The organism is Gracilibacillus boraciitolerans JCM 21714, from assembly GCF_000521485.1.
In the GTDB taxonomy this organism is placed as follows: Bacteria; Bacillota; Bacilli; order Bacillales; family Amphibacillaceae; genus Gracilibacillus; species Gracilibacillus boraciitolerans.
This window is the reverse complement of sequence record NZ_BAVS01000019.1, coordinates 29459-43622: the sequence shown is the minus strand read 5'-3', so window position 1 is coordinate 43622 and position 14164 is coordinate 29459. Positions and strand designations below refer to the sequence as shown.

The following is a 14164-nucleotide window of genomic DNA, read 5'->3' as shown; positions in this document are numbered from 1 at the left end:
GGGTAAGGAGCAAATCAATGAAAGTAGTATTACAGCGAGCACATAAAGCTTCTGTATCGGTAGGGGAAAATATTGTAGGAAAAATCGATTATGGTTATGTAGCGATGATCGGTATCACCCATGGAGATACAGAGGAAGATATCGAATATCTCGTAAACAAAATTGTGAATTTGCGTGTATTTGAAGATGAAACAGGTAAGATGAATTTGTCTTTAAAAGATGTTGAAGGAAGTATCTTATCCATTTCGCAGTTTACGTTATATGGGGGGGATACCCGCAAAGGGAGAAGACCTAATTTTATGCAAGCTGCAAAACCAGATATCGCAACTAGACTCTACGAAAGCTTTAATGACAAACTTCGATTAGAAGGAATTCATGTGGAAACTGGTGCATTTGGTGAAATGATGGATGTCTCTTTTACCAACAAAGGACCAGTAACCATCATTCTCGACTCTATAGATCGCAAAACAAAGAAATAGACAATAATGTCATGCCATGCTTAAAAAAGTATGGCTTTTTATTGTCTAGTAAATTAAAAAATTTAGTCGTGTGGATAAGGAAGATGATGCGACATAATGCCTGTTTCAATTTTGAAAGCTTTTTACTGCTAAACAGCCGCTCCGGCTTGTTACAACTAATATAAATTTCAAAATGACTACTTAGTAAATTGAAGTTATATCGCATAATCTGTCCTATGTGTAATAAGATATTCTTTGGCTAATAATATTTCATTCGTTTTTCATAGGTGAATATTTAATGGTTTTAGCTTATTTGAAGTATTGCTGTAAACCATTAACAACTCCTCGGCTCATGGCTTCCAGATATACTCTGGATTGGATGCGATTTTCTTCTGTTTCATTTGAGAGAAATCCCAACTCCAATAATAAAGAGGGTCGATGATTCGTACGTAAAACTTGCAGATCACGTTGTGTCACTCCACGGTCACGTGCATCCGTTGATGCAATTAAACCTTCGTGAATATACGAGGCAAGCTGCTGATCACGTTCAGAGAAGTAAAAGGTATCCATTCCCTGAGCACTCGGATATTCAGGCGTGCTATTATAATGAACACTTAAAAATACATCCGCTTGGTATAAATTAGCAAAAGTTACTCTGCTAGTCAATGGATTATACCGGTCCTGATTACGAGTCAGGTATACCTCAGCACCGTAATCTTCTAAAACCTGTTTCATCACTAATGCCGTATCAAGTGTATAATAGCTCTCAAAGCCTTCAGAAGCTCCGATAGCTCCTACGTCTCTTCCTCCATGACCAGGATCAATGACAATTCGTTTTCCGCTAATTCCATTAGTTTGAACAGTAATTTCTGTAGCGTTTGTCTCGGCATCTTTCATTTCAGTCGTCTTAGGCTCAGATAGGGATTCTTCTTCAGTTAACTCATCTGAATCTGATGCTGATTGATCTTCTATAATTGCAAAATAATCCTGATGTATCCATCCCACATTATTAGCAAGTTGGATTTTTACCCACTCTTCTGATTCTTCCAGTATGGTATAGATCTCTGGAGGGTTAACTTGCGTGATCACTTCATATTCAGTTCCAGGTCCCGTTCTTACATTTAAATTTCCCCCCTGTTATTTCCACTTCTTTCGCATAAATATACAAAGACATAGACAAAATAAGAACGATACTTGAGATCGTTATAAAAACCACTTTTTTCTTCACAATAAGAAACGCTCCTTCTACAAATGATCACTTCTATCATAGCGGAAATAACATAAAAAGTAAAAAAGGAATGATAAAGAAAATGCGTACAGACTATAAACAAAACAGAAATGCTGCAACCAATCATTTCAACACGCAAAAAATACATCAATTTAATGAATTTCAATCAAGAGAGTACCAGACAGAAATTGCAGCATCGTTTGATATTGCCTTACATTCCACCCAAAAAGTGACGAAAAATAAGAAACAAACTTGACAACCATATAATGAAACGATTATGATATAAACAATTCGAAAAAATTGTATAAATAATAGCCATTGAAGGAAAGAGTAACGGAGTATGCGATAGGAAAGAGAAAGAATTCCCAGGCTGAAAGAATTCTTGCTATTTGTCTCATGTGAAAGACATTCCAGAGGCTTTGTACTGAAATAGAGTAAGTATGAACGTAAGCAGGCGTTAACTGTTTGAGTGGAAGTAATCTTACTTCAACTAGGGTGGCAACACGGGTAAACTCTCGTCCCTTTTTTGGGTGGGGTTTTTTTGTGCTTAAAATAACATCGAATAAGAGGGGGAAATCATATGAAAGCACCTAGAGGTACGCAAGATTTATTGCCTGGTGTCACAGAAAAATGGCAATATGTCGAAGAAAAATTAAAGGATTTAAGCCGTCGCTTTCACTACCAGGAAATTCGCACACCGATATTTGAACATACCGAATTATTTCAGCGGGGGGGTGTTGGCGATACGACAGATATCGTCCAAAAAGAAATGTACACCTTTTTAGATAAAGGAGACCGAAGCATTACATTAAGACCAGAGGGGGGGACTGCCTCTGTTGTTCGTTCATTTGTTGAACACAAATTATTTGGTGCTCCCAATCAGCCAACGAAATTATTTTATATTGGGCCAATGTTTCGTTATGAACGACCACAACAAGGAAGAATGCGACAATTTGTCCAATATGGAGTCGAAGCACTAGGCAGTGCTGACCCTGCGATTGATGCGGAAGTGATTTCCTTAGCAATGAGTGTCTACCAAACACTTGGTTTAAGATCATTAAAGCTAGTAATCAATAGTCTGGGGGGGATCAGGAAAGTCGCGCGAGCCATCGACAAGCACTTATAGATCATTTTACACCTGTGAAAGAAGAACTATGTGGAGATTGTCAGAACCGTCTGGAACACAATCCATTACGGATACTGGATTGTAAAAAAGACCGTGATCATCCGAAAATGCAAGATGCTCCATCTATATTGGAATATTTAAATGAAGATTCAGCAGCCTATTTTGAAAAGGTAAAAGCTTATTTAGATGAAATGGGTATCAATTACCAAGTTGATCCTAAATTAGTTCGTGGTTTGGATTATTATAACCATACTGCATTTGAAATTATGAGTGATGCAGATGGATTTGGTGCTATTACCACATTATCCGGTGGCGGCCGATATAATGGATTAGTTCAGGATCTTGGTGGGCCAGAGACTCCTGGTATTGGTTTTGCCTTAAGTATTGAGCGTCTTTTGATGGCGTTAGAAGCAGAGAATGTGTCATTACCAATTGATCAGCAATTAGATTGTTACGTTGTGGCACTTGGTGAGACGGCAAATTTAAAGGCTGCTGCCATTACAAATGATTTGCGACAGGCAGGGATTCAAGTCGATAAAGATTATCAAGGAAAAAAATTCAAAGCACAATTTAAAGCTGCTGACCGTTTACAGGCTAAATTTGTTATCGTACTTGGTGATGACGAATTAGCTCATAATCAAATTGCTGTTAAGAACATGGAAACCGGCGAACAAGAAGCAATAGCAATTGATCAGCTTATTACACATATGCAAGGGATTTTATAAGGGGGGGGACAAGGAAAATATGCGAACGCTGGCAGGAACATTACGAAAAGAAAATGTAGATCAGGAAGTCATATTAAAAGGATGGGTTCAGAAACGACGCGATTTAGGTGAAATTATTTTTATCGACTTACGTGATCGTTCTGGTGTGGTCCAAATCGTATGTAATGCAGAAGAGAATAAAGAAACACATGCAATCGGCGACAGCATTCGAAGTGAGTACGTCATCGAAGTCAAAGGAAAAGTAGTTAAAAGGGATCGAGATACAATTAATCCTAAAATTGCTACAGGTGAGATTGATGTAGTTGTTTCAGATATAAAGGTACTAAATGAAGCGAAAACACCTCCATTCTCATTAACGGATGAGATGGACGTTTCAGAAGACGTTCGCTTAAAATACCGCTACTTAGATTTACGTCGTGAGGTAATGCAGGAAACATTTAAATTACGTCATAAAGCAACACAATCGGTTCGTGAATTTTTAAATGAAGAAGCTTTTCTGGAAATGGAAACACCGATGTTAACGAAGAGTACGCCAGAAGGTGCTCGTGACTATTTAGTACCTAGTCGCGTTCATGAAGGTTACTTTTATGCATTACCGCAGTCACCTCAATTATTTAAGCAGTTGTTAATGGTAGCAGGTTTTGAAAAATATTATCAGTTTGCCCGTTGTTTCCGTGACGAAGATCTTCGTGCTGATCGTCAGCCTGAATTTACTCAAATTGATATTGAAACATCATTTATGTCGATGGATGATATTTTGGAAATGACAGAACGCATGATGAAAAAGGTAATGAAAGAGGTGAAGGAATTAGATATTACTACGCCTTTTCCTCGTATGCCTTATGATGAAGCAATGGAACGTTATGGTTCTGATAAACCTGATGTTCGCTTTGCAATGGAGTTAGTTACGCTTTCCGAAGTGGTAAAAGAGTCGGGTTTTAAGGTATTCCGTCAAGCAATGGAAGATGGTGGAAAAGTAAGTGGTTTAAACTTAAAAGGTAAAGCAGATCATTACTCACGTAAAGATTTAGATAATATGACAGACTTCGCAAAAATTTATGGTGCGAAAGGGTTGGCTTGGTTGAAAGTAGAAGAAGCTGAACTGATAGGTCCTATCGCAAAATTCTTCTCTGAACAGGAACAAGCACAATTCCGTCAGTTATTAGATGCAAATGCAGGAGATATCTTATTTTTTGTAGCAGACAAAAAACAAGTAGTTTATGATACATTAGGTGCACTGCGACTTAAATTAGCAAAAGATCATAACCTTATTGATGAAAGTAAATTTGAATTTTTATGGATTACTGATTGGCCATTATTAGAATTTGATGAAGAAGCTGGTCGTTATCATGCTGCACACCATCCCTTCACTATGCCGTTTGAATCTGATTTTGATAAATTAGAAACAAATCCGGGTGAAGTTCGTGCCCAAGCCTATGACATCGTATTAAACGGTTATGAACTGGGTGGAGGATCACTGCGTATTTACCAGCGCGAAATGCAGAATCAGATGTTTGAGAAACTTGGATTTACGAAAGCGGAAGCTGAGGCACAATTTGGATTCTTACTTGATGCCTTAGAATTTGGTGCTCCGCCACATGGTGGTATCGCCCTGGGCTTCGACCGTTTTATCATGTTACTGGCAGGACGTACAAATTTACGAGATACGATTTTATTTCCAAAAACCGCATCAGCATCAGATCCAATGACAGATGCTCCAAATGCTGTTGATATTAAACAATTAAATGAGTTACATTTAAGATTAAAATGATTGTAAAGAATTGGTTCAGAAATTGTAAAGAGAACCGCTTGAATTAGCGTTGGAAATATGCTATTATTTAATTACAAACAAACAGCAAATAATCCTGATGTGCTCGTCGGATTAACGATGTTTTGACCGAACACTATTAACATCGGGAGCCCGGTGTTCTTATATGGTGTGCATGCCGCTTACTTACGAAAGTATTGATTGCGGAAGCATGAAGTATCAGACAGGGCACCCACCTGCCTTGAGCGGGATCAAAACCTCACCAGTGCGACGGCACAATTGGGATTATTACATACAAAAGCTAAGGCACATAAACCATTAAAAGGTTTATGTGCCTTTTTAAGTGGGCCAATGGGACAGGCTCTTTGTCTCATTCTTACTTAGCTACTTGTTCTAAGTTACCGTTTTTGTCCATTCTGAACTTTGGTATAGGACGGGATTCTTCCTCGTCGAAAACCACCATTTTTCTTGCGCGTTCAACTATTTGCATAAAAGCTTGATAATCGTCTTTCATTGTTATAAGCTCTTTTTCAAGACTTCTTGCTCTTGCTTGTTCTGTTTCTAGTTGCTTTTGCAGTATATCATTCTCTTTTACTAAATTCTGATGATTTACTTGTGAAGATTGTACTAATTTCTGTTCTTTTTTCAAATATTGCAGATAGCGAATCACCTGGTCGAGGTTGATATTGTATTCCTCCTGAACAGGTTCAGCGGAAGGTCGCGGCAGTTCGCGATTAGAACTCCAATTTAAAAGAGAATAAACTTCTTCTTCCATTGATCTAGTTTTCTCTGTATCTTGCTGTTCAGATTCGATCATTGGCGGGTGATATACTTCCGTTTGATTAGCAATTGCTCGTTTTCTATCTTTTCGTTGTTTTTTCGCAATTTGCACTGCCTGTTCATAGTTTTGCCGTACTTCTGCATTCCAACGGAAACCACATGCAGCCGAGGTTCGATTTAATTTATCCCCCAACTTCATCAAATGCTTTTAATTGCGTACTTCCTTCTCGAATGTGTCGTAAAACTGTTTCGGCTAATAACAGGTCATCTTCGTGTGACCAAGCATCCTGACGTACTTTCGCCATATATGTCCACTCCTTGCTTGATTCTGGCACTTTTATTTACTAGATTGATATCGTCCAAATATATGAGCTTATTTGCTATTTTGGCCAGAAAAGGAGTGTATTAAACCTATTTTTTTAACTTTTGATATATTTGTTGCAAATTTTTCTCGAACTTACCAGTATCTTTAGGATGATAGTACTGTTTGTGTTTGATTTTATCGGGTAAATATTGTTGTTTGACCCAGCCACCATCATACGCATGTGGATACTTATAATCAACACCACGACCAAGAGCAGATGCTCCTTTATAATGTGCATCTTTTAAATGGGCAGGGATTTCACCTGTATTACCGCTTCGAATATCCATCAGTGCTGCATCTAATGCTGTATAAGCTGTGTTGGATTTTGGTGATAAACAAAGCTCCACAATGGCTACAGACAAGGGAATTCTAGCCTCGGGAAAGCCGATACGTTCAGCGGTTTCCACCGCTGCAAGTGCTCTTGATCCTGCTTGTGGATTGGCAAGCCCAATGTCTTCATAGGCACAAACTAGCATGCGACGAGCAATACTTTCCAGATCACCAGCTTCAATCAGTCTACCCAAATAATGAAGTGCAGCGTCTACATCACTACCCCTGATTGACTTTTGAAAAGCGGATAACACATCGTAATGTGCGTCCCCGCCTTTATCATGGGAGAAGCTTTTCTTCTGCATACATGCTTCCGCATTTGCTAAATCGATGACAATTTTATCATCCACTCGAGGAGTTGAGTAGGCAGCTAACTCTAATCCATTTAAGGCAGCACGTAAATCACCATTACATGCATTCGCGAAATGCTCTTTTGCTTCCTGCTCTACTACAAGCGGTAATTGACCTAATCCTTTGTCGGTATCAGTAATAGCCCGGTCCATCGCTTCGATAATATCTGATGGTTCTAAGCGAAATAACTCAAAAATGTGCGATCTGCTTCTAATTGCTGGGTTTATTGAATGGTAAGGATTAGCTGTCGTACATCCGATTAAAGTAATCAGGTTCGATTCGACGTGTGGTAAAAGAAAGTCCTGTTTTGCCTTATCAAGCCGGTGAACCTCATCCAATACAACAATAAGTTGACCAGACATTTTTGCTTCTTCTACAGCTATCTCCATATCTTTTTTCTTATCAATCGCAGCATTCAGTAATTTGAAACGGAGACCCAAACTGTTGGCAATTCCAATTGCCATGGACGTCTTGCCGGTACCGGGTGGACCATAGAGAATCATCGAATGCAGTCGATTTGCTTCCACCATTCTTCTAATCATATTACCTTTTCCTATGAGATGCTGTTGTCCAATTACTTCATCTATATTTTTTGGTCTCATTCGAAATGCAAGTGGTTGATTTGCCATGGAAGACATCCTTCTTTATTTACCGTTCAAAGCACGCAACTTGACTTTTATTTGCGGCTTTTTTAATATAGGCAAGTATGTAATGACTTGTAGCATACTTTCAATTGTTCTGCAAATAGTATACCATTCATGCTATAATAACAACTAATGACTAATATTGTGTATAGATATTTTTAAAGGGAAAAATGAGGTGTAACCATGAAGATTTCGACAAAAGGTAGATATGGGCTAACAATTATGATTGAATTAGCAAAAAATAATGGTAATGGTCCAATGTCGTTAAAAAGTATCGCACAGGAAAATGACTTATCGGAGCACTATTTGGAGCAATTAGTTGCACCGCTAAGAAACGCAAGCCTAGTGAGAAGTATTCGCGGGGGGGCATATGGCGGATATATTCTGGCAAAAGAACCAGCAGATATAACAGCAGGTGATATCATTCGTATTCTGGAAGGACCGATTACGCCAGTCGAAGGTATCGAAGATGAAGAGCCGGCGAAACAGGAGCTGTGGATTCGTATTCGCGATGCCGTCAAAGATGTATTGGATACCACAACATTAGAGGACTTGTCAACATATGGAGAAAAGGGTACCCAAGATCCCTATATGTTTTATATTTAAAGAAAAGGGTGGAACAGGATGAAAGCTATCTACCTAGATCATGCTGCAACAACACCGGTACATCCAGCTGTTGTTGAAGTAATGACTGCAAGCTTACAAGAAACTTTTGGAAATCCTTCTAGTATTCATTCCTTTGGAAGAAAGGCTAGACAGGAATTAGATAGAGCACGAACCATTGCGGCACAATCTATTCATGCACATGAAAAAGATATTGTGTTTACAAGTGGTGGAACAGAAGCGGATAATCTAGCGATAATGGGTGTGGCATATCATAACCAAGATAAAGGGAAGCACATTATTACCACTAAAATTGAGCATCATGCCACACTTCATACTGTAGAAAATTTAGAGAAACAAGGATTTGAAGTAACCTATTTAGATGTAAATGAACAGGGGTATCTGAATATAGATGATCTAAAAGCAGCCTTGCGCGAGGATACCATTCTAATCACAGTGATGATGGTAAATAATGAAACAGGGGTGATCCAGCCTATTAAGGAAATAGGAGAACTTCTACAGGACCATCCAGCCTATTTTCATACAGATGCAGTCCAGGCTTTCGGGATGTTAGAGATTGATGTTAACGAATTAAACGTGGATTTATTAACGGTTTCCTCTCATAAGATAAATGGTCCAAAAGGGGGGGTAGGCTTTCTCTATGTCCAGCCTAAAATAACATTAACAGCACTCCAACACGGCGGGGGGGAACAGGAACGCAAACGTCGTCCTGGCACAGAGAATCTGACAGCTGTTATCGGGTTTGCCGAAGCAATTGAACTAGCACAAGCAGAAAGAGCCACCCGTTATCAAGCCTATCAGGAATATCGGGATACCTTTTTACAAATTATGCGTGATCATGAGCTTGATTTTTCAATAAATGGCGAATATAGTCAGCGAGTGCCAACGATTGTTAATCTTAGTTTTCCAGGTGCTAATGTCGAATCATTATTAACCAACTTTGATTTAAGTGGAGTGGCTGCTTCCAGTGGAAGTGCCTGCACAGCTGGTCTGTGGAGCCTTCACATGTATTAAGTGCCATGTTTACTGAAAATAGTGCCTGTACAACCAATTCCATTCGATTTAGTTTCGGACTTGCGAATAATCAGGAAAATGTAACAGAGGCAGCTGATCGAGTAGTAAAAATAGTCAAAAAACTTATAAAGTAAGGTGGTGACAATATGAAGAAAAAAGAAGATACCAGAATAATCGTAGGAATGAGCGGTGGAGTAGATTCGTCAGTAACTGCGCTATTATTAAAAGAACAAGGCTATGACGTTGTCGGTATCTTTATGAAAAACTGGGATGATACGGATGCATCTGGAGTCTGTACTGCGACTGAGGATTTTGACGATGTAGCAAGAGTATGCAATCAATTAGATATACCGTATTATGCTGTTAATTTTGAGAAACAATATTGGGATAAAGTGTTTATCTATTTTTTAGATGAATATAAAGCTGGAAGAACACCAAATCCTGATGTGATGTGTAATAAAGAAATAAAATTCAAAGCATTTCTCGATCATGCATTATCACTTGGCGCAGATTATGTTGCAACAGGCCACTATGCTCAAATAACACGTGATCGAGGCCATGTTGAAATGTTGCGTGGTGTTGATGATAACAAAGACCAAACGTATTTCCTTAATCAATTGTCTGCAGATGTCTTACAGAAGGTGATGTTCCCACTCGGACATTTACCAAAATCAGAAGTACGCCGGATTGCTAAAGAACATCAACTAGCTACCGCAGCAAAAAAAGATAGTACGGGCATCTGTTTTATAGGAGAACGAAATTTCAAAGACTTTCTTAGCGAATACCTCCCGGCACAACCTGGTAAAATGGTGACATTAAATGGAGAAGTAAAAGGAAATCATGATGGCCTTATGTATTACACCATCGGTCAACGACAAGGATTAGGAATAGGCGGACCGGGTGGCCCATGGTTTGTGGTCGGTAAAAACCTGGAGGATAATATCCTGTATGTTGGTGCTGATTATCATAATGATGCCCTCTATTCTGACGCATTGATTGCAACAGATATCAATTGGATTAACGAGCAGCCAACGGAACCGTTTCATTGCACAGCAAAATTCCGTTACCGTCAGAATGATAACGGCGTAACTGTCTATCCCAATCAAGATAGTACAGCAAAAGTTATCTTCGACCAACCTGAACGTGCCATTACTCCTGGACAAGCTGTTGTCTTTTATCAGGATACGGTCTGTCTCGGTGGAGGAACAATTAATGAAGTTATTAAGGATAATAAAGTATTAGAATATGTTGGATAAATAGTTGGGACAGCATCGTTTTCATGCTGTCCCATTTATTTGTGAAATTCTAATGGACAAATTAATTGAAAAAAGAATATTATTGTCCATCTAACGGACAGAAAATAGTTAACATGGTAAAAGTTGTCCATAAGAATGGATCTAATGGACAAAACTACGACGAAAGCATAAAATTTGTCCATAATAATCATTGTTACGGACAAATTTATTCAGATCAGCGTCACTTTGTCCATAATCGATATTATTATAGACACTAGTTGCACGTAAGTTCCCATTTAAGCTAAAATGAGAGCAGGAGGTTTTAGCATGACAGAAATGGATCAGGGAATTCAGTATATGACAGAAGGAAAGCTGGAAGAAGCCGTACAGTATTTTACGAATGCGATCGAAAAAAATCCAAGTGAGCCTGTTCATTATATTAATTTTGGTAATCTACTTTTACATATGAAAGACTATGATAGAGCATTAAATTTTTACAATAAAGCAATTGAATTAGATCCCAAAGCAGCGACCGCTTATTATGGATTAGGCAATGTATACTTCGAGCAAGATGATTTTGATCCGGCAAAAATCAATTTTCAACAAGCGATCAGTTTAGGCTTGGAAGAAGCAGATCCTTATTTTATGTTAGGGATGACATTTCTATATGATGAACAGTATAAATTATCTTTGCCATATTTACAGCGTGCAAGTGAATTAAGTCCAGAAGATGTGGATGTTCAATTTCAGTATGGACTTGCGTTGGCACAAACGCAGCAATTGGATCATGCGAAGAATATTTTTCATCAGGTTCTTGAGTTAAAAGAACAACACAGTGATGCTTACTATAATTTAGGGGGGGTGGTCGCTCTTTTCGAGGAAAATGTTGACCAGGCACTCGACTATTTTAACCATGCTCTAAAGATTCAACCAGAACATCTGCTAGCAGGAAATGGAAAGAAACAAATTGAAAAAATGTTGGAAGAGAACGAATAAAGAGAGGAGGACTTTGCAGTGGAAACAGAACAAATAACAGATGAAAGAAACTTTATCAAAGGCGAAATGATTCATACGATTTTTGAAAATAAGCAAGAGCATTTTTCCATTGCAAAGATTAAAATCCTCGAAACCAATCAGAAATTTGAGGAAGATGAAGTGGTTATAAAAGGCTATTTCCGTCGATTAGATCCCGGTGAAACCTATGAATTCTATGGAAGAGTTGTCGACCATAAGCGCTTTGGACGCCAATTTCAAGTCGAAAGCTATCAGCGCTTTTTGCCTGAATCAAAAGAGGGCGTGATTGCATATTTATCGAGCGATCTCTTTCCTGGTGTAGGTAAGAAAACAGCCGAACGGATTGTACATATGTTAGGGGGATACGCTTTATCGAAAATACTAAATGATCAATCGGTTTTAGCACAAGTGAAGGGAATACCAAAAGATAAACAGGAGAAAATATATCAAATCCTTCAGGAAAATCAAGGTTTTGAGCATATCGTCATTCAATTATCGAAATATGGCTTTGGTTTAAAAATGGCCCAAAAAATGTATGCTGCCTTTAAAGATGAGACATTGGATACTTTGCAGACAAATCCCTATGCATTTGTATTTGAAGTGGAGGGATTTGGTTTTTTGCGTGCAGATCAAATGGCTCGAGAACATGATATAACAAGCGATCATCCGACAAGGTTGCAAGCAGCCTGTATTTACCTTTTGCAGAACAGTCTTCAGGATGGACATGTCTATCTGCCTTTAGATCATTTACTTCATGAAATGGATCGATTACTCGATGGAGAAGCGAATAACATTGATATCGATAAAATGACAAAAGAAATAATTGAATTGAACAAAGATAAGCAAATTATTGTTATAGAAAAAAAGTATATCTCCCATCACTTTATTATTCTGAAACAGGCTTCTGTACCCAAATTAAACGAATATCTGAGAAAAAAGTGGAACGGATTTTTACAGATGCTGAATTATTAAAAATAGTAGGGGCAGTTGAAGAAGAGGAAGCACTAAGCTATGGCAAAGAGCAATATGATGCGATTGAAACGGCTTTATCAGAGAAAATTTTCATCTTAACTGGTGGTCCTGGCACAGGAAAAACAACGGTTATTAAGGGCATCATTAATGCTTATGCAGAAATCCATGATCATTCACTAGACAAGGACGATTATAAAGATGATGAGGACTATCCATTTGTGTTAACAGCTCCAACAGGTCGAGCTGCAAAACGGATGAAAGAGTCAACAGGAATTGATAGTGTCACCATTCACCGTTTATTAGGCTGGGACGGACATGAGACATTTGATAAAGATGAAGATAATCCTTTAAAAGGTAAAATTCTTGTCATAGATGAATTTTCGATGGTTGATATTTGGTTAGCTTATCAACTGTTCCGTGCGATTCCAAATAATATGCAAGTATTAATCGTTGGGGGGGATGAAGATCAGTTGCCATCTGTCGGACCAGGGCAAGTACTGGCAGATTTATTAAAAAGTAATGTCGTACAATCGATACCATTGAAAGAAGTATATCGACAAAAAGAAGGATCAAAAATCATCCAGTTAGCTCATGAAATCAAAAATAATCAGGTGCATGCAGATTCCTTAATCAAAGCAACAGATTTTAACTTTTTTAGTTGTCCTGATTATCAAGTTGTTGATATTGTGAAGCAAGTAGTTAAAAAGGCACATGAAAAAGGCGTGGACCAACGTCAAATTCAGGTGCTTGCACCGATGTATCGGTCGAAAGCCGGTATTCATAAATTGAATGAAGAATTACAAGCTGTGATAAATCCCCCCCAGCAAGGTAGAAGAGAGATGCGGTTTGGTGATATTGTTTATCGTAAAGGGGGGGATAAAGTGATTCAACTGGTGAACCAACCAGAAGATGGTGTGTTTAATGGAGATATAGGTGAAGTGGTGGCTATTTTTGAAAAGGATGAAAATACGGAACAGGAAGAGCAGGTCGTCGTATCATTTGATGAGAAAGAAGTTGCTTATGGAAAAGCAGATTTGATGAATCTCATGCATGCTTACTGTACCTCCATCCATAAATCACAAGGAAGTGAATTCTCGATTGTAGTTATCCCGATTATCCACGGTTATAACCGTATGCTTCGAAAAAACCTGATCTATACCGCAATAACACGAGCGAAGCAATCCCTTGTTATGTGTGGGGATAAGCAAGCCTTTCTACGTGGGGGGGTAAGAACGGAAGATACGAATCAGCGATACACCTCGCTTGTTAGTTATTTACATGAGCTGTTTGATATTAATCAGAAGAAGAAACAAGACAGCCAGTTAAGTGCTGATGAGCGATTATTAGCGGTTAACGTCGGACAAGAAGACTTTTCTCCATATGATTTTATGGAATAATATCCTGAACGTTTCAAGCAAGCTATTTTAGGAGTTATCACAGTGGTAAAAACCGAAAGGGAAGTGGGCAGCCGGAGCGGGAGTGGTATTGTATAAATATTTCAAAATTACTACATAAAGACGAGGGTTTGATT

The 14164-nt window shown here is 38.5% G+C and carries 12 protein-coding genes, 1 other RNA gene, 2 pseudogenes and 1 other annotated feature; of the genes and pseudogenes, 12 read left to right on the top strand and 3 right to left on the bottom strand.

Annotation, left to right across the window (positions count from 1 at the left end; genetic code table 11):
* Positions 1–17 precede the first annotated feature (17 nt).
* The gene (gene dtd / locus JCM21714_RS12055; RefSeq protein ID WP_035724666.1) at positions 18–479 is read left to right on the top strand and encodes a D-aminoacyl-tRNA deacylase; all 462 of its coding nucleotides are present in this window, start codon (positions 18–20) and stop codon (positions 477–479) included.
* A 288-nt stretch (positions 480–767) separates the two neighbouring features.
* Here the strand turns inward: dtd and JCM21714_RS12050 are convergent, their stop codons facing one another.
* Positions 768–1547, bottom strand: a complete 780-nt coding sequence (locus tag JCM21714_RS12050) for an N-acetylmuramoyl-L-alanine amidase (RefSeq protein ID WP_235182815.1) — start codon at positions 1545–1547, stop codon at positions 768–770.
* Positions 1548–1756: 209 nt separating this feature from the next.
* Here JCM21714_RS12050 and JCM21714_RS19850 point away from each other — a divergent pair, with 209 nt between their 5' ends.
* The 4 genes and pseudogenes from JCM21714_RS19850 (at position 1757) to ssrS (ending at position 5595) form a co-directional block, all read left to right on the top strand.
* Complete coding sequence (locus JCM21714_RS19850; protein ID WP_148295025.1) at positions 1757–1942, top strand: hypothetical protein; 186 nt, start codon at positions 1757–1759, stop codon at positions 1940–1942.
* Between the two features lie 53 nt (positions 1943–1995).
* Positions 1996–2212, top strand: a binding site (T-box leader).
* A gap of 54 nt (positions 2213–2266) precedes the next feature.
* A pseudogene (gene hisS / locus JCM21714_RS12045) lies at positions 2267–3537 on the top strand (histidine--tRNA ligase).
* A gap of 19 nt (positions 3538–3556) precedes the next feature.
* Positions 3557–5308, top strand: a complete 1752-nt coding sequence (gene aspS / locus JCM21714_RS12040) for an aspartate--tRNA ligase (RefSeq protein WP_035724664.1) — start codon at positions 3557–3559, stop codon at positions 5306–5308.
* A gap of 88 nt (positions 5309–5396) precedes the next feature.
* Positions 5397–5595, top strand: a non-coding RNA gene (gene ssrS, locus JCM21714_RS19325) — 6S RNA.
* An 86-nt stretch (positions 5596–5681) separates the two neighbouring features.
* On the opposite strand, the pseudogene JCM21714_RS12035 reads toward ssrS, so the two are convergent.
* Together JCM21714_RS12035 and JCM21714_RS12030 are read right to left on the bottom strand one after the other, a co-directional pair.
* A pseudogene (locus JCM21714_RS12035) lies at positions 5682–6390 on the bottom strand (RsfA family transcriptional regulator).
* Between the two features lie 106 nt (positions 6391–6496).
* Positions 6497–7759: a replication-associated recombination protein A gene (locus tag JCM21714_RS12030; protein ID WP_035724662.1), complete on the bottom strand. Its 1263-nt coding sequence runs from the start codon at positions 7757–7759 to the stop codon at positions 6497–6499.
* 198 nt (positions 7760–7957) lie between these two features.
* Here JCM21714_RS12030 and cymR point away from each other — a divergent pair, with 198 nt between their 5' ends.
* From cymR to recD2, 7 genes are all read left to right on the top strand, one after another.
* Positions 7958–8380, top strand: coding sequence for a cysteine metabolism transcriptional regulator CymR (cymR, locus tag JCM21714_RS12025; protein ID WP_035724660.1), 423 nt, complete (start codon positions 7958–7960; stop codon positions 8378–8380).
* 18 nt (positions 8381–8398) lie between these two features.
* Complete coding sequence (locus JCM21714_RS12020) at positions 8399–9412, top strand: cysteine desulfurase family protein (RefSeq protein WP_369403573.1); 1014 nt, start codon at positions 8399–8401, stop codon at positions 9410–9412.
* Entirely contained in the window at positions 9391–9546 is a 156-nt protein-coding gene (locus JCM21714_RS24205) for a hypothetical protein (RefSeq protein ID WP_369403572.1), read from the top strand. The genes JCM21714_RS12020 and JCM21714_RS24205 overlap by 22 nt, the downstream gene beginning before the upstream one ends.
* Before the next feature lie 12 nt (positions 9547–9558).
* Positions 9559–10668: a tRNA 2-thiouridine(34) synthase MnmA gene (gene mnmA / locus JCM21714_RS12015; protein WP_035724657.1), complete on the top strand. Its 1110-nt coding sequence runs from the start codon at positions 9559–9561 to the stop codon at positions 10666–10668.
* Between the two features lie 306 nt (positions 10669–10974).
* Entirely contained in the window at positions 10975–11643 is a 669-nt protein-coding gene (locus JCM21714_RS12010) for a tetratricopeptide repeat protein (RefSeq protein ID WP_035724654.1), read from the top strand.
* An 18-nt stretch (positions 11644–11661) separates the two neighbouring features.
* Positions 11662–12633 carry a helix-hairpin-helix domain-containing protein gene (locus JCM21714_RS21645; protein WP_235182814.1) on the top strand — a complete coding sequence of 324 codons (972 nt, stop codon included), beginning with the start codon at positions 11662–11664 and terminating at the stop codon, positions 12631–12633.
* Positions 12576–14030, top strand: coding sequence for an SF1B family DNA helicase RecD2 (gene recD2 / locus JCM21714_RS21640; protein WP_439644463.1), 1455 nt, complete (start codon positions 12576–12578; stop codon positions 14028–14030). The genes JCM21714_RS21645 and recD2 overlap by 58 nt, the downstream gene beginning before the upstream one ends.
* The last annotated feature ends 134 nt before the right edge of the window (positions 14031–14164 follow it).

What these genes read in the sequence shown, in the direction of transcription:
- aspS (WP_035724664.1), top strand. Translation starts at nt 3,557, where the DNA reads ATGCGAACGCTGGCAGGAACATTACGAAAAGAAAATGTAGATCAGGAA.
- JCM21714_RS12010 (WP_035724654.1), top strand. Translation starts at nt 10,975, where the DNA reads ATGACAGAAATGGATCAGGGAATTCAGTATATGACAGAAGGAAAGCTG.
- JCM21714_RS12030 (WP_035724662.1), bottom strand. Translation starts at nt 7,759, where the DNA reads ATGGCAAATCAACCACTTGCATTTCGAATGAGACCAAAAAATATAGAT.
- JCM21714_RS19850 (WP_148295025.1), top strand. Translation starts at nt 1,757, where the DNA reads ATGATAAAGAAAATGCGTACAGACTATAAACAAAACAGAAATGCTGCA.
- JCM21714_RS12020 (WP_369403573.1), top strand. Translation starts at nt 8,399, where the DNA reads ATGAAAGCTATCTACCTAGATCATGCTGCAACAACACCGGTACATCCA.
- mnmA (WP_035724657.1), top strand. Translation starts at nt 9,559, where the DNA reads ATGAAGAAAAAAGAAGATACCAGAATAATCGTAGGAATGAGCGGTGGA.
- dtd (WP_035724666.1), top strand. Translation starts at nt 18, where the DNA reads ATGAAAGTAGTATTACAGCGAGCACATAAAGCTTCTGTATCGGTAGGG.
- cymR (WP_035724660.1), top strand. Translation starts at nt 7,958, where the DNA reads ATGAAGATTTCGACAAAAGGTAGATATGGGCTAACAATTATGATTGAA.